Origin of the sequence: Foetidibacter luteolus, assembly GCF_009650435.1 — a bacterium.
Taxonomy (GTDB): domain Bacteria; phylum Bacteroidota; class Bacteroidia; order Chitinophagales; family Chitinophagaceae; genus Foetidibacter; species Foetidibacter luteolus.
On sequence record NZ_VVIP01000095.1, the window covers coordinates 68,640 to 91,731 of the forward strand.

The 23,092-nt window shown below is 46.0% G+C and carries 15 protein-coding genes; 1 reads left to right on the forward strand and 14 read right to left on the reverse strand.

Going from position 1 to position 23,092, the window contains the following annotated elements; translation table 11 throughout:
* Window positions 1-24 precede the first annotated feature (24 nt).
* From F0364_RS28625 to F0364_RS28690, 14 genes are all read right to left on the reverse strand, one after another.
* The gene (locus tag F0364_RS28625; RefSeq protein ID WP_153801258.1) at window positions 25-1,518 is read right to left on the reverse strand and encodes a contractile injection system tape measure protein; all 1,494 of its coding nucleotides are present in this window, start codon (window positions 1,516-1,518) and stop codon (window positions 25-27) included.
* 342 nt (window positions 1,519-1,860) lie between these two features.
* A complete protein-coding gene (locus tag F0364_RS28630) occupies window positions 1,861-5,589 on the reverse strand; it encodes a PKD domain-containing protein (RefSeq protein ID WP_153801259.1) in 3,729 nt (1,242 codons plus the stop codon).
* Entirely contained in the window at window positions 5,582-8,668 is a 3,087-nt protein-coding gene (locus F0364_RS28635) for a baseplate wedge protein (protein ID WP_153801260.1), read from the reverse strand. The genes F0364_RS28630 and F0364_RS28635 overlap by 8 nt, the downstream gene beginning before the upstream one ends.
* 472 nt (window positions 8,669-9,140) lie before the next feature.
* Window positions 9,141-12,818, reverse strand: a complete 3,678-nt coding sequence (locus F0364_RS28640; RefSeq protein WP_153801261.1) for a baseplate J/gp47 family protein — start codon at window positions 12,816-12,818, stop codon at window positions 9,141-9,143.
* A gap of 1 nt (window position 12,819) precedes the next feature.
* The gene (locus tag F0364_RS28645; protein ID WP_153801262.1) at window positions 12,820-13,233 is read right to left on the reverse strand and encodes a GPW/gp25 family protein; all 414 of its coding nucleotides are present in this window, start codon (window positions 13,231-13,233) and stop codon (window positions 12,820-12,822) included.
* A 296-nt stretch (window positions 13,234-13,529) separates the two neighbouring features.
* Window positions 13,530-13,814: a PAAR domain-containing protein gene (locus tag F0364_RS28650; protein ID WP_235921344.1), complete on the reverse strand. Its 285-nt coding sequence runs from the start codon at window positions 13,812-13,814 to the stop codon at window positions 13,530-13,532.
* Between the two features lie 20 nt (window positions 13,815-13,834).
* A complete protein-coding gene (gene vgrG, locus F0364_RS28655) occupies window positions 13,835-15,631 on the reverse strand; it encodes a type VI secretion system tip protein VgrG (protein ID WP_153801264.1) in 1,797 nt (598 codons plus the stop codon).
* Window positions 15,632-15,634: 3 nt separating this feature from the next.
* On the reverse strand, window positions 15,635-16,342 hold the full coding sequence (locus F0364_RS28660; RefSeq protein ID WP_153801265.1) for a CIS tube protein: 708 nt from the start codon (window positions 16,340-16,342) through the stop codon (window positions 15,635-15,637).
* Complete coding sequence (locus tag F0364_RS28665; RefSeq protein ID WP_153801266.1) at window positions 16,342-16,509, reverse strand: DUF5908 family protein; 168 nt, start codon at window positions 16,507-16,509, stop codon at window positions 16,342-16,344. The genes F0364_RS28660 and F0364_RS28665 overlap by 1 nt, the downstream gene beginning before the upstream one ends.
* A gap of 9 nt (window positions 16,510-16,518) precedes the next feature.
* Entirely contained in the window at window positions 16,519-17,022 is a 504-nt protein-coding gene (locus F0364_RS28670; RefSeq protein WP_207632943.1) for a phage tail protein, read from the reverse strand.
* 2 nt (window positions 17,023-17,024) lie between these two features.
* Complete coding sequence (locus F0364_RS28675; protein WP_153801267.1) at window positions 17,025-17,456, reverse strand: phage tail protein; 432 nt, start codon at window positions 17,454-17,456, stop codon at window positions 17,025-17,027.
* 274 nt (window positions 17,457-17,730) lie between these two features.
* A complete protein-coding gene (locus tag F0364_RS28680) occupies window positions 17,731-19,176 on the reverse strand; it encodes a phage tail sheath family protein (RefSeq protein ID WP_153801268.1) in 1,446 nt (481 codons plus the stop codon).
* A 174-nt stretch (window positions 19,177-19,350) separates the two neighbouring features.
* Complete coding sequence (locus tag F0364_RS28685) at window positions 19,351-20,076, reverse strand: hypothetical protein (protein ID WP_153801269.1); 726 nt, start codon at window positions 20,074-20,076, stop codon at window positions 19,351-19,353.
* A gap of 6 nt (window positions 20,077-20,082) precedes the next feature.
* Window positions 20,083-20,640 (reverse strand): Pvc16 family protein, encoded by a 558-nt coding sequence (locus F0364_RS28690; RefSeq protein WP_153801270.1) that lies wholly within the window; start codon window positions 20,638-20,640, stop codon window positions 20,083-20,085.
* Between the two features lie 1,112 nt (window positions 20,641-21,752).
* On the opposite strand from F0364_RS28690, the gene F0364_RS28695 reads away from it, so the two are divergent.
* Complete coding sequence (locus F0364_RS28695; protein ID WP_153801271.1) at window positions 21,753-23,072, forward strand: T9SS type A sorting domain-containing protein; 1,320 nt, start codon at window positions 21,753-21,755, stop codon at window positions 23,070-23,072.
* Window positions 23,073-23,092 lie beyond the last annotated feature (20 nt).

Consider the following 23,092-nt stretch of genomic DNA (forward strand, 5'->3'; position numbering starts at 1 on the left):
ACAGCACATTTTTTTGTTAACGGATTATGTCCACTCCACCCACAGCATGTCTGTCATCAGCTCATTCTTTATAACACCAATACCCCATGGCAACGACGATAAAACCACATCATAGGTTTTTTGTTCTACCTGGAGCAGCCAATTATTTTCTTTATACGAGAGCTTACCAGCCCTTTGCAGAAAAGAAGAACGCAAGCCTGCATTGCTCATATTAACCGGCGTACCATTCATCTTCCACATGACGCATACCTGCTGCAATAATGTTTCAGCTTCTTCAAACACGGCATCATCTGCTTCCAGCCTGCTTTTAACGGGCATACCGGGTGGAAAGCCGCAGAGTATTTTGTTTAACGGCAATTCATACTCGGGAAAGTGTTTTTCGCCGGTAGCAAGGTATTGACTCAGCAACAGAGCCGCCGACGCGGCATCCTCATCTTTAAACATTTTATCCCCGTTCAAATAACCGGCATGCGTAAACAGTGCAAACAAAAAAGGATGCAACAGCACAAGCCCTGCATTTTGTATATACAACTCATTTACAGAGGACTTTTTGACTGCACGCTTATGACTAACATCCGGCGAAGATTGGCTGGACCCTGCCAGGCCGGCAGCACTTTCATTAAAAGTTATATCAAGGCCGGTGAGCATTTGAGTAAGCAGGTCGCTTACATCGCCGGGAAGCGCTTGTTTTTCACCAGGCAGCATTGCCATTACACGCAGGCACAAGGCTTTTCTAAAGGCATCCTCATGATGCCCCGCCCTGGTAATGGTTGCAAAAAAAGCCTGGTGCAAAACTTCTCTCACTTTTGTTTCTCCGGCAGAGAAGGCAATAACAGAGCCGAGTGTTTCATTTAGCTTTTCGTGCCGGCGATGATTAAATGCGTAGTGTTTTAACAGCAACACCGTTATTTTTTCCAATGCCTGTTGCGGCAACTGGTAAACCAGCCGTTTTATTTCAGCATCCTCAGCGCCTGCCAAAAAACGCTGCAAAGCAGCAACGAGTACACCTGGCTGCTCTTCTATTGCCTGCATAACCATTTCTTCAAACCCGGCCGCAGCAACAGGCGCCGCATTCCAGGGCAACACACCCTGTTGCAAAAAATAAATAAACGATTCTATAAAATGCCCCACATTGTGCTGCCCTTGCTGCATATTTTTTTCTTTTCCCAGGCCGGTACCCGTTACCGTATTACCTGCAACAGAAGCTTGCCGGTTAGCGCTGTACATGTAAGATTCCTTGTGCAGCAGCAACTCGTTTTTTAACTGCAAAAGTGTTTTGGCAACCACGTCCGTTTCCCAATTTGTGTAATTTAATTCACCTATGTCAATCACCAGTTTTTCAATAACTATGTAGCTTTCACCAGGGCAAACGGCATTAAAAACGTCTTCCAGCGCAGGGTATATGTGGTAATTGTATAACTCGCCCAGCCTGTTGCGGAAAGCAAAGGCATCCGGCGGGGCCTGCATTTCTACCTCAAGCACCTGTTTCTGAATAATATGTTGCTGAACAGTTGGCATTGCAGATTGTTGAACGATAATACTGCTATTCGATATTTTTTATACAGCTTACGGCTTCATTCCGGCCTTGATGAATGCCGCAATCATTTATGGTACAGGCCGCGGCCTTTCATGGTCCCGAAACTTCGGGATTGCGTCGCAAGCACTTCATCGTCCTGTTCTTTGGGCGGCATTTAAACGGGTATTGTGCCCACGCAGCATAGCCCTGTAAATAGCCGAATGTGCCCCGTAACACCACGGGATGCGTAATCTGTTGCTCCGTAAAGCGGTAACAGTACAAGAGTGCGACGCAACGATGCCTTATGCTTAATCCTGAGCCGGGCCCATAAAATTTTCCATGCCTTATTCCGGCGTAACATTGTCAAATTCACCTTTACCCAAATGATTACGGAAAATAGCGGCTGTAAGCACATAATCTTTCCTGTCAGAACAAGTCTCTACACCAGGCACTTTATGCGCTACAGTTAACTCAATTTTCAACTCCTGCCCCTGCCCGATATCGTTCCTTCGATAAGACAGGCCGAACTTAGGCTTGTCTGAGGTAAACGGCCGGTTGCCGGCAGTAACTACCCAGGAATAATTATCCGCATCAGCCTTCTTTGCTGCCAGTTGCAACACAACATCTGTTACGGCACCGGTGGCGGGATCAATCTGCTGTACCAGGTTCATGGTAAAGGATGCATCAGCCACCACTATTTCCAGGTTTACAGCAACGCCGCCCAACTCAAGACCAAATTGTTTAGAGGCTGTTAACTGTTGCTTCAATGGCACAAAGAACAGATTGCCATTGGCATCTTTTTCAAGTATTAACCCATTGGGATTTTTAATGGCTGTTATGTCCGCCTGCGGGTCTGCCTTGAACAGTTTCTGCCCCCTGTCATTGCCACAGAAAAGCACCGGCTCTATACTAAATACCTGGCGACGCGGCTTTGTGAGCAGGATGGCATGCTCTACCACTGTGGTACAAGGCCCATCAGATACACTTAACCTTACAGTAAAAGTTTTTTCTTCCCCGTCAAACTGGTAAGTATGTGTTGGGTTAGGCGAAGTGGATGTTGCATCATCGCCAAAGTTCCAGCTTATCGTTTTGCCCTCGATACCGGTTGCGGTAAATACTACTGTAAGCGGTTTAGGAATAACTGATGTAAAATCTGCAACAGGGGGAGCGGATATTTTTACATCCACACTTGTGCTGCGGCCATCGGCAAGGGCATAGGTAATCTTATCTATACCCGCGGCCAGGCCCTTAGGAGCAAACACCAGGCTGTTTTGCTTTATGCCACCGGCAGTATCTGACAAGGTACCGCCAGCGGGGTTGACCGTAACCGGGTACGTGTTCTCATCATTATTGCAAAACTCAGTTTTAGAAATAGTGATAGCCAGCTTAGCCACATCTTCCTTAGGGAAAACATAGGTAACCGGCGCACAATCTGAACAGCAGAGATAGGGCAGGTAAAAATCCGCGATTACCGCTTTATCGGGAATGCGGAACTGCTCCCTTAAACCCACCAAAGAATTAAACCTGCTAACCGCTAACGACTTTAGCTTACTGGCCTGCTCCGCCGAAAGCTTCAGCTCTTTGTTTTCAAATAGCTTTAGTATTTCGTTCATGTTGTTGGCAGAAATAAGGGAAGCCTCAGCCAATGCAGGTGTTTTTGAAGTATCGTCAGCAGCCCTTGTGAGGGTAGTTGAAGCCGCCGTATTCAATGCAGCAATATTTGCACTGAGCGTAGTTAAGCCAACAGAAGTTTGCTGTGGCGGAACCTCATAATACACCAATATAAAAGTGCCGCCACGGGGAACACCAGCTTTATGGTCTATACCGGGGTTGGCGACAATGTATTCAGATAGCAGGTTCATTTTTTTAATCCTGTTTACCCGTTCGTTGTATTCATCCACCAGGGCTTTCAGCTTTTTATCAACGCAACTGTAAATAACAGACTCAAGGGTATCGTACAGGAAGGGGCTTAACTTTCTTTCGTTATCAGAATCCAGCAAGGCCTTTGAAAAATCCTTCAAATAGCTGATGGTTTCATCATACTGCGCTTTAAAATCGTCGAATTTAAAATAATACAGGTTTGTGTCTTTTACAGTAAGCATCAGTTCTTCCACCGTATCAATTAAATGCAGCAATGCCGCTTTGGCGCCGGCAGTTGTGCCCAATTCTATTTTGGATGGACGCGGAAAACTTTTTCTTACACTATTGGAATACTCCTCCCCCAGTGTATTTTTTGCAACAGGGCAGTTGGCTTTTAAGAATGCGCCTTTGGTACTGAAATAAGTGTAAACAAACTTGGTATTGAACAGGGATGTACGGTTAATCTGTTCTGTTAGCGCCAGGCTGTAAACACTGGTAAAAGTGTTGAGAAAATTGAAGCCGCCTGTAGAGCCGGGCTGTGTTAAAGACGAAGGAGTTTTAGCCGCCAGGCAAACCGGCTCATGCGCTTTGCATGCAAGTTCGCTCTTGATGATTTCGTACATGGCCTGCAGGTCCTGGAAATTGCAGTCTGCCTGGGCAAAAGTATTAGACGCGTCATCCCCCGCTTTCAGTGCAATTACATCAAAAGGAAGGCGGTTAAAATTTTTGGTATCGGTTATGGATTTTAATACCACATCCCATGATTGGCCAATGTGCCCTTCAATGCGGTAAAAATCGTATTGTTCTATGCCATACTGCAACGGGTTAACTATATGCGCCGGCGGTGCAGGCACATGCGATGCAGCATTGTATGACAGGTTGTGGTTGGCTTTGCCTTTGCGTGTTTTTTGATAATTCCAGCTTTGCGCTACCGGGTTAATGTTATAGTAATAAGGTATGGCCCTGCCAGACAATGGCTCATCCCCCCATTTTGACGGCGTTACCCGTACAGGCGGAAGCGTTCTTCCATCAAAGTAGCGGATGAAGAAGTTATTACGCAGCTCTACCATGCGCTTAAACAGCAGCTTTACTTCACCCAATAAAGCGGATTGGTTATTGAACAACGGCGAATAAATGAAGTACTGCCTGTAAGGCGAACGGATATGTGCTGACGTATTAACTGTTGCTTCTCCCAGCATCAGGTGCATGGGGAACAAGTCTTCATCCGGGCAGCATTCGGTAATAACTTCAAAGCTCCTGTCGCGAAATTCGTTGTAAGCCTTTAGCAGGTCATCAACAAAATCGTAGTAATACTGTATGTAAACCGGTAATGATTGCTGGATGTAAGCAAGCCGCTGTTTGAGAAAATCATAGAAATCCGTAAACGGGTTAACCGGGTAATCATCCAGCACCGGCTTGAACACTGAATAACTTTGGGAATACACTTCACTGATGCTTTTCAGCAAAGCGTCATCCAGGCACTGCGCATACCCGTTGAAAATGTCGTAAGCATCGCTTACAGACGTAGCAGTTACATCAAAGCGGCGCAGTGCAACATCTTTTAAGCCAAGCCTTTCAATGTAGCTGCTGCTGAGGCCATCATCATCACCAGCCTGTTTTTTTTGCGTGGAGATGATGGTATCCATGTCCTTCTTATGCACCAGCAATGGCCGTACTGCGAACTCCATCTTGCGGCCTTTTTCATTACAATCCTGGGTGTCGCAGTTTTTCAGATCTGTTTCCACCGCCTCCAGGAAAAGCACTACCACCATATCATCCAGTACACCGGGGAAAGCTGTAAGCAACTGAACCGGAACCTCGGAAGCCTTGGCCTGCTCATCGTTAAGCAGCAGCCACAGGTTAAATTGCTTGCCTGTACCCGTATTTACAAACGGCTTATACAACGGATTTGCCGGCAGTGTATAATTGCTGAAACGCCGCAGTGGAAGGTTGACAACCTGCTCGAGTATATCATCTTCTTCCTGGCCAACTATCAAATACCCTTTGGATGTTACGCCGCAACCCCTGGAAATGGAAATGGAAGGCTCCGCAGCATCAAAACTTATCTCCAGCCCGCATACGATGCCTATGCCGATAAGCTTGTTGCGGGTTAAACGTTCCTGTGTATCCAGGTAATCAAAAAGCTCATTCAGGTGGTCGTTGGTTAGCACCTGGTCCGGCTCAAATACAATGTAGGAATTAGGATTACTCATTGCGTTTGTTTTTATATGTTCCCAATTTTGTTTGACCCAGCATTACCGGGTTGGTATTTACGCTCTCATCACAGTCGTGCAGGGTGGCGGCGGGGTAAACGGTCCTCAACTGCGGCAGCAGTAATACCAGGGCATTGTTAGCTTCCAGTAAAGCGTTACCATTGCCTTCCGTTTTTTCCAGCGTATAAGCGGCCAGGGCATTTACCCAGGCTATGTATTTTATCTCCAGTTCCCGCATCTGCGTGTTGTTAACCCAGCATACCTTAAGCATGGTGTGTGCAGGGGCTTCGGCACGAATCATCTCTTCAAAATAGCGGCGGAATAAAGTGCTCTGAAACCTGTCTGGCCAGTAAGGCAGCACAACAGACGCCCGGAAACTGTAAGGGTCTTCTTCACCGCAGAAATCGCAGCTTTTGTCAAGACAAACCTGGAAAAGTTCGTACTCGTTGGTACGCGGCCGCAACAATATGTGTTCAATCAGCAACATACCTTCCGCATCGGCACATTCTTCCAGGAATTCCTTTTCAAACTGCGCAATCACAACTTTAGCGGCATCAGCGTTTTCATAAGTGGCTTCGCTTGCCACTACCGCTTTGTTATCAGGGCTTATGAGTTCAATTTTCTTTGAAGCTGCATCATAGAGGTAGTTGGCCTTATCATCCAGCAATGCCGGAAGCGTAACTACCAGTGCATCCAGGTCTTCTTCAGATTCAAATTTTTCGGCAGGCACCAGCCTGTCGCCATGCTTGTTTTGAATGATAAACGTGTAGTAAGTTTTTGCTATTTCTATATCGCCTTCAATTACTTTTTCTTCCACTGCCGATATTTCTATATTCTTTACACAGGATAAAAAACGACGGTAATAATTACTGATGCCCGCCAGTTTAGATACCCGTTTCTCCAGGCCGGAAACATTATCGGTATCCCACAGTTTTGAGACATCAACCGCGTCATCTTCGGTAAGCGGGAAATAGTTAAAAGCCTTACCCCTTTCATAGCTTAAGGCAGGGTAATCCTGCAAAAATCCCCTCTTGTTGGCTATAACAGTTTCAGCGGTTATGGCAGCGGCTGTATTGTCAGCGAAATCTATGGAGTACATCATCAGCACATAGTCGCTGAAGCTCTCCGCAAACCTTGCTAAAAGGTGGTCTAAAAAACGGTTACGCCTGTCTTCATACACTATACTGTCTTCAAACAACTTTTTCCATTCTTTAGCGGTAGAAGATGCAGTAGAATCCTGGCTGGCCAGCAAGTCTTCCAGCAAAATATCGCTGCCGCTTTTTTTGTAGATGAAGGCTTCCGCATCTTTTATACCGTTGAGGTACTGCGTAAAATAGGTTTGTTTAATATCATCCACAGATAACAGTTTACCTGCATTGGATAACTGGGAAAAGAAACCTGCCAGCAACTGGTCGTAAAAAAGCAGGTAAGCCTTTAGCTGCCGGGCCTGTGCCTGCCGCAAGGCGGATGCGGTAGCGGGCAAGCCGGCTTCACCAACGCCATAGGTTTGGGGCAGGTCGTTCTGGATGCTGTAATAGCTGTCCAGTTGATAATGCGTTCCCGTAGGCACCGGCAAATCATCCTGGCTGCCCTTCAATTTGTTCCGTTCTTTTGCGGCCCGCAGCAACTTCAGGGTATCACGTATTTCCGCATAAGATGCCAGGAAGGGAAAATTATTCTTAAAGAAAATAATCTTTGACTTGTTGGTTGACAATACCGGTTTATGGCGGAATGATATATCCATGCTCCACTTAAGGCTGGTATAGCCTTCAACCGCGTCTCCGTTTACATCGTATTTGGTAAGCAGTACATTCTTTACAGCTATCACGCCGGGCACATCCTGTATAAGATTAATGATATCAGATGTGTAGATGGTTTCCCTTAACTGTACAGCTTCCATCTCTTCCGTATCAATAAAGCCATGTGCAAGTTTAGGCCCCTGGAAAATATCTTCCACAGGTATGCCCCTGGCCAGCATTTCTTTCAGCAGGTAAAAATTAACTGACGGGTTAAGGTATGTTTCAATTAGATAAAACACCTCCGCCTGCACTTTTTCCATATCGGCATCGGGCCGTACATCAATGTCACAACAGATAGCCACTTCTTCTTCCCTTACGGTCTTAATCAGCAGAAAATCTTCGCAAAGGTTGCGTGACGCATGCAGGGTTTTACGTGCGGAAAGTATGATGACCTTCACCTTATCCACCTTTAGCTGGTAACGCTGAAAAACCTGCGTTACGTAATTGGCCGAAAAGAAATCCTGCATATCAGCCAACTCTACCTTTTTTCCTTTTGGTTTTTGGTTGATGGTGACCCTGAATTCAAAGTCTTTTTCCCCGGAAGGGGTTTGCACCTTGATGAGGCATAACCAGTTGGCTTTATCCGGCTCTATGGTTGAAGCTGTAATGTTGCTTTCTGCAGTGGCCGCGGCAACCAGCTCATCATCAGATTCATCCCAGTAGGGCAGCTCCATTTTAAAGCTGATATCCCCGGCCCTGAACTTTGGATCGGCGCCTGATGAAACAGGATTGAACATTTCAACATCGCCGCTGTTTAAATCGCCGAATACTTCGTCATTATCCAGGTCGAGCAATACAGAATATAAGCCTGAAAGATACAACGGATGGTTGGTGGGAACATAGGAAAGCTTGTCTTCTGCGCAGTCTGCATAAACAGGCACTTCGTTCACCGGCGCGGTTAGGCTTTTGTTGATAGTAATTTTTTTATCTGCATACAGCCATGCGTTGTGTACGCCGCGTATATCGATCAGCAGCTTACGGTAATCGTTGATGGTAAGGGGGTTACAGGTTAATATATTCCTTGCGGTAAAAAAGCATTGGTTGCCGGGTATATTACCATCCGGGCCTGCCAGCAGGTCTTTCACATCAAAGCCGGTACGATAGCCCAGTTCAGTAATGGCATAGCACAGCGCTTCCATAATGGTAATGCCGGGGTCGTGTACGTTGTAGTCCGTCCACAACTCACGTGCAAAAGATTCAATGTATTTCAAACCTTCGGCCCGCAGGTATTGGTAATCCTGGGATGGCAAAAGGTTCTTTATTTTAGGCAGCATTTCCATAACGTGAATGGTGATTGGTGAATCAATGCCAGGTTGAGCTTGCCGAAATCAATATTTGTAAGACAGGCTTTTGCTAACCCGCCTTCGACAGGCTCAGGCTGACAGCGTTAATGCATTTCTTCTTTTATCTGTTAATCATCCGGGATTTTTTTTATGAGCCCGGCTGAGGCACTGCTATTAAGCCTCCGTTGCGTCGCACTCTTGTGCGTTCTGTTCACTACTGAGCATCCCACGCACAACAACATGGCTACATTACCAAAACCTGCCGCACAATGGCCAGTAGCGTACAAGGCCCTTCGTTTTGCTCAGGGCAGGCTACTGGGGCAATTGTTGAATAGAATTGCCTCAGTACAAGTGAGTGACACAACCAAAGCATCATAGTAGCCACCCAGTTGGTCCCATAACTGTATTTACTGCTTCTACTTCCTTACTTAACTGAACTATTGACTCTCTGACTCTTTGACTTTCCTGACTATTCTTCTATCGCTTCAACCAGGTGCCGTACATCCGTTTCCTGGTTGTAATAAGAAACCATCAACGAAATACCGGTTGTAGCTTTGGCTTCTTCCACATCCCTGTACTCCTCCACTCCCCTTTCTGCTATGTGGTGCATTTTAAAATCAAGCACATAATCTACATAAGGCAACTCCTCAATAAAATCTAGCACTACAGACTTATATATCTTACCGCCAAACTCAATATCGGTACCCGAATCCCAGGCCCAGGGGCACAGGTAGTTTTCTATGTCAATACTTAGCTGGCGGGTATAAAAAACAACATCGAACGGCGGCAGTATCTTAACCTTAAACTCAAACTGCAGCTCCTCAAATTTTGGGTTAATTACATGCAGCTCTACAAACGGGCTGATAAGCTTTTTAAGGTACATGTCAATATTGGTAAGCAACCCAATGCTGGTGTACGGCTTTAGTTTATTGCCGGTAAGGTTATTCTTTAAATCCGGTATAGTTACCACGGTAACATGGCCGGGCAGGGTTTCCATATAATCCAGTTCGCCGGCTTTTTTGCCCGGCACAAGACCAGTATGGTTAACCGCTTTGGCTTTATAGATGGAGGGAAACTGTTCCAGTATTATTTTTTCATAATCCCATACAGCGATGGCCCTTTGCTTATGCCGTAGCCTTTCGCTTACACGGGTATAAAATTTTTCATCTGCTTCTTTGGTGCGGCCACCGAAAGATTCAAAAGGCTGTGTAACTTTTTTAACAGCAGCCTCGGCCACCAGGAATTTGCTGATAGTACCCGCAGGCAATAGCTGTTTGAAATAAATATTTCCGGGTAAATCCTCCTTCAGCACAGCCCTTGCTGCCTGTGCTTTTATATCAATCAATTTGCATACAGCAGTTGTGTTTTGTGCTACGGCGGCTTTTATCCAATAAAGGGTTGCATCCAGCAATGTATTGCCAGCGGCAATATCTGAAGGCAGGATAAAAGTTACAATACCAGATTGCGTAAAGTTGTTGGTAGCATCTGAAACAGATTCTTTTTTAAACTGTACCCAGTTATTGTTAACCATGTAATACCAGTTAACCTGCTGCATTAGCTTTAATGGGTCTGATGTGCCTTCCGCCACCTGGAAAAGAACCTTTAAAGTGGCAGAGGGAACAGCGTTCTCAAGGCCCACCAGCAGTTCGCCGGCGTTGCTGTAAGCAGGCAGCAAAGTAACCTTAGCCCCCGCAGAAAGATTAGCATGCACTTCGCTATACCCGAACGGCGCAAGCTGGTAAAACATGCCCTGCCTTGCAGCAAAACCGGTGGCAGAAACAGGTTGCAGGTTTATTTCCGTTGATGCCGTGTAGTTAATGCTGAACGACTTTGCCAGCGGGGTATAAGGCGCAACGGGTACACTGTTGGGCGCCTGTACGGTAATGGTTGTGGTATCATCATCTGTAACTGCTGTTACTGTTACATTCATAGCGGCTTTACGCAAGGCTTCCGGGTAAGCACTGTGGCCAAAATCAGGCGAGTTTAACTCCAGTTTTACATAGCCATTAACAGAGGTTGCGGCAAGCTGTTCGTTCTTATCAAAACTTTGTTCAACCGGCTGTATATTGGCAGTGGTGGCGCCAATAACGGAATGCTCAATGTCTGAGGCAGTTAACTTACGGGCATATTTTTCTAAAGGCCTTGTCCAGTTGAATATTTCAGTAAAGAGGCTGTCTTCCGTAAATATGCCACGCTTCAAATCAGTTACTGCCCAACCGCCTTTATCCAGCACCGCTATTTTTACCGAATGGAATTTACGCTTCATATTCAGGTAACTCTGCGATACTTCAAACTCATGCAAGGCTTCATCAATTTCGTTGGCAAGGTTATCCGGAACATTGTCCCAATCAAATACAAAATGCAGGCGGGAAAGTTTTTTCTGAAAAATTTCTTTGCTGCCCATAATAAAGGCAGAACCTACCCTGGGAGATGCGCCAAACGGCGTAAAAGGCTTGGATGCATCCAGCGTGCCTTCATCATTTTGCAGGCTTACATCTTTAACACCATCGGCCGACACAGTAAGCCCTATTTTTTGCAGTGCTAAACTCTTAAACAGCAGGTACGGGTTAAACACTGCTTTTACATTCTTCATGTAAAAGCGCACCAACGGCAATGCAGAAGTATAATTTTCTTTATGAACTTTAACATCATACGGAACAATAGCCGGCGCATCGGCAGCAAGGGCAATGGTAAACGCTATGGTTTTAGTTGCTTTGTTAACAGCGGCAGTATAAGAGGGTACATCGTACCAGGCTTTTTTACCGGTAAGCTGTATGGTGAAAGCGTTTTTAAGATCAACAAAATCAAATCCATTTACATTATCAAAGAAAAAATTGACAACAATAGTGCGTGCCCCTTCTTTTAAATAGAGATAATTAGATGCAATAACAAACCCCAGGGATGCTTCTTTCATCTTATCCACATCACCAAAAGCAAACCATGAATTATCAACACTCTGCAACTTAGCCCCCTGCCCATCTTCGGAGTTGGCGGTTGGCGATGCAAACACGGTTTCAAAATTCTTGCCGGCAATGCTTTGTTGTACAAGCTGCATGCCCTGCAGGCTTTTTACAACCGCCCTGTTTACCACAATTTCATCAGCCAGCGCATAGTTAATCTCCTTGCCATCCACATCTTTGCCGCCCTTGAATAAAGTACCTGCGGCAAGCTGTTTTTGTTCAATTCCTTTTTGCAACTCAAACAGCAAATGAACACTGTCAGGCACAGGCGCTTTGTTCTTTAACTGCAGCACCTCCTTGTAATAAAAATCAAGGTGCCTGCCGGTAAAACCATTGACATGTTCCTGTGCTTTTTGAAACAGCTTTAAAAAAGTAAGGTACAGGGCATAGTGCGGCGTGTGGCTGGGAAAATCGCTGAGCGTATCTTTTAAAAAACTTAAAGAGGTTGTTACCAGGTTGGCAACGGCTTCCAGGTAGATATCCACCTGGGCGGTAAAAATATTGTGGGTTATGATATGATAAATAGAATTGCTGATATCCGCCGGGTTGGGCACGCTAAGGCTTACAGGGTCAACAACCGCCACCCAGATACTGCTTAACTGCGCAGGTGCAAAATTCTGCGACAGCACCATTTCTATAGGCGCATCGTTATAGGCAAATGTGGAAGCTGTATCTATGTAACCGGCCGTAATAAAATCATTGCAGTATTGCCACAACCGGTTAAAAGGCTCCTGTAAAGAGGCCTGTACCGTTGCCGACATATACTCTTTAAACGCTGCATCAACAGGCAATGACTTAAAGTGTTCATCCAGCACCAGCGATAAGGAGAACACAAAATCAAACAATACTTTAAAATATTTTCTCCGTTCGTTCTCGTTTGCCGCTTCGTTAATATCCCGGTAAATAATTTTTACAAAATCATCAAAATCAGCAGCCCGCATTTTAGCGATAGTAGCAAGCGTTACAGATACATCCATCTTCATAAACACCTGCCAGTCGCCGTCAACGCTGTTATTTTCCTGGTAGTAATTCAGGTAGGCTGCATATTTCTTAGCAAACAAAATAAGGTCTGCCTCATCCCGCTCATCTACCCTGGCATACGCCGGCAACAAGGCCGCCAGCACACGCCCCCACTGGCTGCTGCCCGACCTGTTCAAAGCATTTTTATCTGTGCATTTCGTTGCCATATTATTTTACCTGTGTGCCTTCATTTTTGTAAAAAGGATAAACAAAATTGAACCGTGAGTTGGTGCTCCTTACTACATATTCCACTATTATCAGCACTACCCCTTCGGTTTCGCGGCTATCATCCAGTTCAACTTTTTTTGCATCAATACGCGGCTCATAATACAGTATGGCTGTTTTAACCATGTCCTGTATATATGTTTTCAGGGTGGTGGTAAGCGGTTCAAACAGCATTTCATCAAGGTTGCAACCATACCTGTGCTGCATTACACGCTCACCACGCCGCGTGGAAAGCAATATTTCCAGGCTGCTCCTTATATCGTCTTCATCGCTCAGCATTTCTACCTGCGCCGTGCTTTTGATGAAGGTTGGCGGAAAGCCCCAACCTGTTCCAAGAAATGATGTAGTTGCTTTCATGTTTTAAAGTCATTAGGTCAGGTTAGTCATTAAGCCATTTGCCGGCAAAGGATTCCTTTGCTACCGACTGCATTGCTACTATGTCAAATAGGTTCGTTGTTTCCAATCTTGCTGCTTCGCCACGCAAGATTGCTCACTTGTACGCTTTGTTCTCTGCTCAGCATTGTGCATCCTGTTGTTGATTTGTGAAACTAATGTCAGGTTTAGCTTGTCGAAACCGGCATGCAAGTCACATTTTCAAGAATACGCCTTCGACAGGCTCAGGCTGACATCCTTAACTAACCGGCTTGACACATTCATCCTCCAATCATCACTGTAGGGCAGCCTATGATAATCTGTCCACCATGTGCTGTACTGTCGCCCATACGGGCTGCGGGTTTACCACCAATCAATACTGTAGAAGACCCCATGATGATACTGTCCGGCGGGCCGGCGCATACGCACATATCACCAAGACAGGCCGCCGGCAGCCCTCCAATCAAAACGGTAACTGTACCTGGTGGCAGTATAGGCCCGCCAACATGCGGCACCGTTCCTGTTACCATCGGGCAAACATGCATATCCGCTATTCTCGCCGCCATTGGCATAGTTGCTTATTTAATCAGTTTATCTTAACAAGCCCCCCTTTAATTTCTGTAATACCGGAACCTTCTACTTTAACACTGGGCGCTTTTATGGCAGTACTGCCACCGCCAACGCTAATTTCTGCGCCCCCAGACCCAACCGCGAAGTTGGCAGAAGGGCTTAGCGTTATGTTTACCGCTTCTATCGTTAAGTCTCCACCCGCTTTCAGTTTCATCACTGCGGAACTTTCTATCTCCACACCCGCAGGCTCCATTTTTATTTTGTTGCCGTTTTCATCTTCCACCTGTATTAAGTTATCTTTTTCACTCAGCGTAATCTTTTTTCCTGCCGGGGTTTCCAGCTTAAATGATTTCTCATCATCGTTAAAAATCATTTTCATGCCGGAGCGTGATACATAGCCCTTTTCATGGTTGTCATCTTTGGCTTCCAGCGGCGCCGGTTTGGCACTGCTGTTAAGCATGCCCAGCACAACCGCATGATTGGGATCGTTATTGATGAACGCGACAATTACCTCGTCGCCAATTTCAGGAAGAAAGAAAGTGCCCCTGTTGTTGCCTGCATCCAGCGTGGCCACACGTGCCCACACACCTTCTTCACTGCTGTTCAAGACAGGTATGCGCACTTTAATGCGGTTTTCTGCATCAGGATCGCTTTGAAGCTGGGTAACAATGCCCACCTGCAGGCCCTGCACCTGTGCAATAAGCCCGAGTTGCCGGCCCTGGTTGTTATTCTCAACAGTTTCCGCAAACCAACCAGGTTCAAGGCCGAAAGTAACTTCCGTGCTCCAGTTGCCACCGCTGGCTTCATGATGCACAGCGGATACTATTACGTTACCATTAAAGCGCTGGCCAACCCCATTAAGGCCGATAAAATCGCCGGGCAGCAAATCCGGGAAACCCTGGAATTTAACAGTCCCCCGAATTTTAGAGAGCCTGTTCTTCAGCAGCTTTGCATCGGCCCACGCCTGCAACTGCTCCTGCGGCAGCTTACCGGAATGTATCAACCTGAATTTTTCCGGCGCTGTTGTTTCGGCAAGGGTAGTATTGCTGATATTTCCAGGCTCCGCGAAGGATGGCTCCTGTGCATCTGTTAACAATACTTCCTGCGTGGTATAATCCCATGAGGCAGCCTCTACAGCCTTGTACTGGTTGCGGGCATCAATCTCGCCCCGGTAATCATATATTGTGGCACCGAACAAAACATCCAGCTTTTTTTCGGCAGCAAGGTCAATAGCCTTTATGGCTAATACGCCATCGCTGGCAACACATATTTTAGCCAGCAAGTCCATACGGGATACAATAAAATCCCAGTCAGTGGTATCGAATTGCACCAGGTTTTTGTGGGTAATGGCCGTTGCTTCCACTTCTGCCGTAACGCCTGCATAGGCGCCAATCAATTCTTCAGCAACGTCGCTGTCCGTAACATCGTTAAAATGCCGGCTGTTGCGGCCAATGGTCATTTTAACCGCCGCATCCCTGCACTCCAGCAACAGATCTGACGAGCGGGTGCTTACCGTGTTGGAATGCTTGATGATAAGGCCTTTAAACACGGTTGTTTCCTGCGTATGATAGCCAAACGCCACCTCGATGGTTTTACCGGGAACAAAGTCTTCTTTATCGCTGATAGCGAAGGTTTCATCAGCGGCGCTGCCATCAATAATCCTGAGCTTGCACCAGGGAATTTTGTTCACTTCCTTATGAACAGAAATACTGCTTACCTGGTATTCCCGGGATATGGCCTGCCCATCCACTTTTACGGTGCAGGTGAACAAATCCGGGTTGGCAACAGTTGGTATTGTACGGGCAACAGCCATATTTTATTTTTCTACTGGTGGAAAGAAAAGTTTGGTACCGGTGGGTATTTTCCTGAAGCTGAGCAACCTGTTCTCACGGGCTACTTCCAGGTAGCGGTCTGGTGTATCGTACATTTTTTCCGTAAGCAGGGCAAACCTGTCATCTGCGGAGAATAAATGCTGGTGGGTAATATCGGGAGACTGTGAATTTTCCAGCGCTACCCTAAGGTCTTCTTCTATATGGCCACGAAAACTGCATTTGGCAACAGCACGTATGGGCGTGCCATCCGGCTTAAAAACCTTAAACTCAATATCCATAGAAGTCATGCGGCCCTTAAACAGCAATGTACCCCAGTTAAGGCTTATGTATTGCGGGCTGTGTATATCGCCGTTATAGTTTAAAACCTTGGCCTTGAAAGCTTCTATCTGGTCTATTACATTCGCCGTTTCCGCAAATGGATTTACGATGCCGATATTTATCAGCGAAGGTTCCACCACCACACCTGAGCTGTCAAACACAAAGTCAAAATAAATATCCTGTGCAGGTATGTTATTAAACTTAACAGAAGGCTGCGAAGTGCCCTGGGCCTGTTCATCATTATAGTCAACCCTGTACTGAATGGTGTATGATTCAGGATTAATCAGCACGCTCAGCGGACTGCCATCCGGTGGCGAAAAATCAGGCCTTGTATAGGCATGAATCTTCATCTTATCCAGCTTACCTAATAACATCAGCGTTCTGTTTTATCTTTTATCTGCTGCATCACTTCACGCACACATTCCTTAATGATTTCTTTCTTTAAACGGGCTATATCTTCCGGCTTTAAACGGGATGCCTCCTGCTTCTCTGCTTTGGATACAACCGCTTTTATATGCAGTTCTTTTATCTCTACCGGCATATAACTGATTTATATTGATACTGACACGCCGCCGCTTAATGATGCCGCGGCACCAACAAGGGATTCTACGCTTACATAAGTGAAGTAGTTGTAACTGAGCACAAGTGATTCTATTACTACAGAATTCTGCTCCGCGTTAAAATTAGACACCGACCATTTCTTTGGTATGGCATTGATAACATACCAGGATTGCAACGGTAAATGGTCTGCATTTAACAGCGATATCAGGATGTTGGTGGGAACAAACACAAAATTCTCTATCGCATTCTTACACCACAAAGTAATACCTGAACCCATAAACATGCCCCGCTTAAGCGTAATATCAGTGTACCTCGTCCTAACGGGCAACTGGTGTGTAAAGCGGTTTTGTCCGCCTTCTTTAACGGGCTCCATTTCCACTTCCACATCAAGACCGGAAACCTCCTGGAAACGAAAATCGTTGGGTGTTTGAGGAAACAACTCGAACACAACAGAAAAGTGAAAGCCAACCGGCGGATAAGGAAACAAATCCATGATCAGTCATTTTGAATGGTGAGCCCTTCATGCGCTATCTCAATGGTTTCTATGGCTGTTTCGTTACCATCAGCCTTTAGGTCTGTTGACTGCACTTTAACCGGCCAGGCATTTTTTACTTTCCATACAACCACGGGTTCATGTGTTTCGTTAAGCAGGGAAATAACCAGGTCCCTTCTTTCGATGGTGTTAAGCGCATGTGTGTTCCACCAGTTGTAAAACTCGTTATCGCTTTTAAAAGTGCCCCGCTTAAGTGTTATGTTGCCAAACTTCTGCATGCCGGGCATTTTAATTTTATGATACTCGGGGCTTGCGCCGTCCCGGTATTCTATGGGGTCGGTACTTACTTCCAGGCCCGACACTTCGGTAAAGCCGATGTTGGTGCCACCCCACTCTACACGAAAATGAAATTTTGGTAATGGATATGTTGCCATGTTTGTTAATTTTTTTGGTGAATGGTCATTAAGACATAGAGTTAAAAAGGCAATGAGTCATAAAGGCAAAAAGTCAATGAGTGATGAAGTCAATGAGTCATAAAGGCAATAGTCATGAAGGCGAAAAGGTTATTAAGTTGCGGCACAATGCTGAGTAAAGAACAAGGCGTACAAGTGAGTGACACAACCAAAGCTCAATAGCAGCAATCCAGTTCGTCCCATAACTGTATTTTGTATCCCCCTTACTGGCTCTTATGACTTACTGGCCTATTATTTATGATTCCTGCATTTTATGGGAGAACCTGAGTATAATGAACTCAGCCGGACGAACAGCAGCCATACCGATCTCCACAATCATGCGGCCCTCCAATATATCCTGAGCACTCATGGTTTGGCCAATGCCCACCCTTACAAAAAAAGCATGCTCTGCCTTGGCGCCGGCCAATGCACCCTGCCTCCACAAAAGCGTTAAATAGTTTTCTATCATGGAGCGGACTTTTGTCCAGGTATTAGCATCGTTAGGCTCGAACACGAAGGCCGCGGTTGCCTTCTTTACAGACTCTTCCACCATAATAAAGAAGCGGCGTACGGAGATATAGCGCCACTCATTACTGTTACCATCCAGTGTACGGGCACCCCATACCAGTATGCCTTTGCCGGAGAACGCCCTTATGGCATTAACCGACTTGCCGGAAGTAGCATCTATGTTCATGCCGTCCTGTTCCGCATCGGTAATAAAATCCGTAACGTCGTAAATAGAGTTGATGGATATATTGGCAGGCGCCTTCCACACACCGCGGCTTGCATCTACCTTGGCATAGATGCCTGCAATAGCGGGCGAAGGCGGCAACGTTGGGCTAAGCTTGCCAACAGCATCTTTGGATGCATAATAAGCAGCACTGTCTGTAGAGAACAAAGTATTAAGCGCAACAGCGGCAGCGGCAACACCATCTGTTGTAATGGTTACATTAACACCGGTATCCTGGTAGCGGAAATCGAACAGTGTACGCAGGTCAGGATAGTAAGCGGCGCCGTAGCTAAGGTTGTCGCTTTTTCCAAAACCAGTGGTATGCGGTGCAACGTTTCTGAAGTCATCCATCACCTGGTCTGTAGTGTTGGTGGGATCGTAATGAACGTCTATCAAAGTAAACCTGTCCTGCAGGCTGGCGCATTGGTCAATAGCCAAACCAACCAGGCCATAATAATCGGCTTCAGCCAGGGCACGGCCTTCGGGAAAAAGGATAATGGTGGGCTCATCGTAAGCACGCAAAGCTGCAAGGCCGCTCTGCAAACCGGTAGTATCATCGCCCACTTCTATAGTGCCGCCTGTAGCGCCCACAGAAACTATATAACAAGGCCCGCCACCGTTTTCAAAATACAAACGCAGCGAGTAGTACATATTGTGCTCTGACGGAGTAGCAATAGCGGCCAGCGCTGTGGAGCTTAGTATGGTACCGCTGCCATTGGTGGTGCGGTTAATATCCACCGTAATGGAAGTTTCGTTTTCCGCATTGCCGAAGTACCGCTCATAATCGAACAGCGACTGAATTTTTGTGGGACGGTTGGTTAACGATTCACCCTCGCTGTCAAGCGCCTGCTGGGTGTAACCGATAAAGGCGGGAACAGCGGTGGATACCTGCGCTACCGATGGCGGAAACGTGGGTATCTCATTCACATACACTCCCGGTGTTTTGATGGCAGACTCGTTAATCTGTGACATATTGTTAGGATTTTATTGTTAGCGTTATTACTATGTATGATGTTAGATGTACGATGTACGATGTTAGGTAGTGTCCCCACTCACCACTCACTACTCACCACTCACTACTCACCACTCACTACTCACTACTCACCACTCACTACTCACTACTCACCACTCACCACTCACTACTCACTACACTTTGCTCTTAAACCTTATACTATACACAGGGCTCATTAACCTTGAACCCGCACCAAAAAGATTGTAGCTGTTATTGGCCATACCACTGTTGTGAATATCTATAACCGCGAAACATTCTTTATCTGGTTTTACTGTTGCCGTATCTGCCAGGTCAGCATTGTTCACCACCTGCTCAAAAGGAATACTTTTCCAGAAAGCCGTATTGGTAACCTGTATATTGGCAGCGGCACTTACAGGCTGCAGCGAAACGTACAACTGTGTTCCTTTCTTTACAATGGTGCCGGCATCGTAATTGTTTACAACTGTATGTGAGGCCAGTGCTTTGTTCAGCATTTTTTCACCGGTTTGTACATTGCTTATTTTATTGGTAAACTGGTACACGGTTTTACTGCCTGTTGCCACGGCATAGGTTTTACCAAAGAAATCGGTAATACCATACAGCATAAACCGCAGTCTTGTATCGCCGGTAAACAAGGTGTAAGGCTTTTTAGGTTCTTTGGCCGGGGGAGATATGAGCTGGCTACGGATGAAACAAACCAGCGTGTTGCCCAGCAGGCGGTAATCTGCCTGGTAGCCGGCCAGCAGTTGTTTGGTTGCCGCGTCTGGCTCTATGGCTATGGCATTGCCAAAAGCGTTATGGCTGGCCTGTCCGTAACCACTATGCAGAAATTTTACCGTGAACAACTCTTTGTAAATTGTTCTGATAATATCTATATCCAAAGCCGGTTATTTTAAATGGTGATAGGTTTCAATTTCCTTAATTACAGAGCCTTTTACATCTGTAACACTGTCTATGGTAACCATGCGCATGCGGTACACTACGGATGGCTGGTACCTGCCGCCTAAAATTGACCATAGCTGGTTCAGTTGTTCAAAGCCCAGGCTCATCATTTCCAGGATGAGCTTTTCTATACCTGCGTCAAGGGCTGGCGTGTTCACATGGTCAAACACATACTTGCGTTGAAAAAAGCGGATAACTTCCTGCACGCTTTGCAGCGAAAGTCCGTAGCCACCTTCATTTCTTACAGAAGTAAAAAGCAAGGTGAGGTTTAAGTGAACAGCGGGATTTTTGAGGGTGAGTTCTGTACCGTTTTTTTGGTAATTCGAAGGGTCCCGGGATATGCGGTTTTCCTCTATGTTAATGAGTGAAATAACGATGTCTGAATCCGTATCCCCATTACCGGTACCCGAAGCAATGATATCGCCAATATTGCCGAGGGATGCGGTAATAATGCCACCAGCATTAAGCTCCTGGCGTATAATATCCAATGCAGGATGTATCATACGTTTACCCTTTGTTAACTATTAAAAAATGAACACAAAAACTTCACCGGAGCTTGTCAGACACTAATTTTCATTGGAGGATGCACGAACAAAGTAGAAACTATATTTTTTTAATGCAAGCTTTTTGAAAAAAATTTTTTGGGTTTACACAAAATTAACAGCTATCAATGAAGTGATGAATATCAAACAACTGAGAAGAAACCATTGAAATAAGGGGACATTATCATCCGTTATAAGTAACAGCATTTTTATGGGCCCGGCAGTGTGAACTACTATTTGGCTTTGCTTGCGTCGCACTCTTGTACGTTCAGTAATTCTATTCACCAATGTGCAGCAGCCTTGTTGTTCAATGTTCTTTTGTTCAACGTTCAATGTTTGCGGCTTTGTCATTGTATGGAACTCGCACCTCATCATACCTAAAGTAACCACAACCTCTTACCCATCGACAGACCGGCAACTTGTATCCGGTAACCGGCAACCGGCTTTCTTGCAGCCTTATGATTAAGTTTTCCGCAATCAACCGCAAAGCTCCGCAGGAGCGATATGTTAGTAGCAAACAGGTAATCGCGGCCTGTTTGTAAAGCCTCGTAGAGGCGGCATGTTAAACAGCCTTTTGCCAAAGAGCCTGGGTATCACCCAACATGCTGTTTCGCATCACGTGTTTAACATATCGCACCTACGGCGCTCCGGAAAACGTTGTTTTCATTGGCTACTAACATGCCGCCTCTACGAGGCTTTGGTTGTTTAATGTTCTTTTGTTCAATGTTGAATATTAGCGGCTATTCTGTTTTATGGAACTCGCATTTCAGCGCCCCACAGAAACGGCAACCACATTATCCATCAACAGACCGGCAACTTGTATCCGGTAACCGGCAACCTTCTTCGGGTGAGGGATTGCAGCGGCTACCCCGCTGAAGCCTTTGCAGCCCGGGCTTGTGGCGGAGTAATAGCGGAAAGCCCGGCCCCTTGCGCAGCTTGGGGACACCCCCTTATTCATTTCACATTTTCCTTTACGATATATCCCCATATTTACATATTGTGAAAGTGAATAATTAATACTACTTTTCCTGCATAAACTGATTGCGTTTATCTCCATATCCAAAATTGTAATTATGAAAAAAACCTTTACATTTTTTGTTTGTGCCCTGCTGTGCCATCAATTACAATCCCAACAGGTTACTATTCCTTTATCGCCGGTTAGTTTTCCCCTGGACGTGTTTCCTGTAGAAGCAGGTAAAGTGGAATTTTGGGCAAAGCTTAGCGGTTATTCCGGCTCAATAGCAGCCAATGGGCTGGCGCCCCATTTTTTTAAAATACAGGACGAAAAAAATGTATTTCACCTGGGCTTTAACCCGGATGACGGAGAGGGCAACGGAGGTCTTTCAAGCGCGGCAGGTTATAATTTTTATGCAGGCAGCGGCGCAGCAGGCAGTTATACTTATGAGCAGATACTGGGCGAAGGCCAGGTGGGTGAATGGCACCATTATGTTTATCAATGGAACAGGAATGGCATACCCGGCGTTGATAACGGCAGGCGTAACCTGGCAGTTTTTATTGATGGGGTTCTAAATACGACAAGCTGGGAAATACTGGGGCCGGCAACATTAAACCCCTTTGCCTCCTGCCCTACTTTTAACCTTATTACCACGGGCGATAACCCCGGCATAATAACCGGCGAAGTTGCCATTGACGAACTTAAAATTTACGATGCAGGCAATAACCTGGTGCTGCATAATACGCTGGGCTCTGAAGCTGAAATTGAAAACAGTGCTGTTGGCAGCAACGGGCATTACAACGGCACTGGTGGCGCCCACTTTGTACCCGGCATGTCCGGCAACGCCATAATGGCTACGCCGGTATATTCCATAGGCGAGCCAGACTGCTCTTTACCGGTATTGTTTTCCGGCATTAAAGCCTGGCAAAAAGGCAAAGCTGTGCAGCTTGAATGGGCTGTTGCCACTGAAAGCGATATTGACCGTTACGAGGTGGAAAAGTCAGCCAATGGTAAAGATTTTGTGACCGTGCAACGGCTTGCATCTAAAAACAACAATTACCAGGCAGCCGTTTATAACTGGCTTGATGTAAGCCCGCTGCAGCATAACTTTTACCGCATAAAAGCGGTTGACCGTTCCGGTAAAGCAAAACACTCGGTTATAGTAAGCATGCAGGCAGCTAATGGACAGGCGGCATTGTTGGCATATCCCAACCCGGTTAAAACAAGCGCCACCCTGAACATAAACGCGGCTGCCTCTACCCGCTTAAGCATTCAGGTGTACGACAGCAAAGGCATCCTTGTAAGCGGCAGGCAAACCAATATACCCGCAGGCAACAGCTCTGTGGGCTTAGATATGGCACAGCTTAACAAAGGGCTATACTTTGCCGTAATTAACTGGGGCGGGCAAATGAAAAGGGTGAAGATTGTAAAAGAATAACAAAGTGCTATTGCATACAG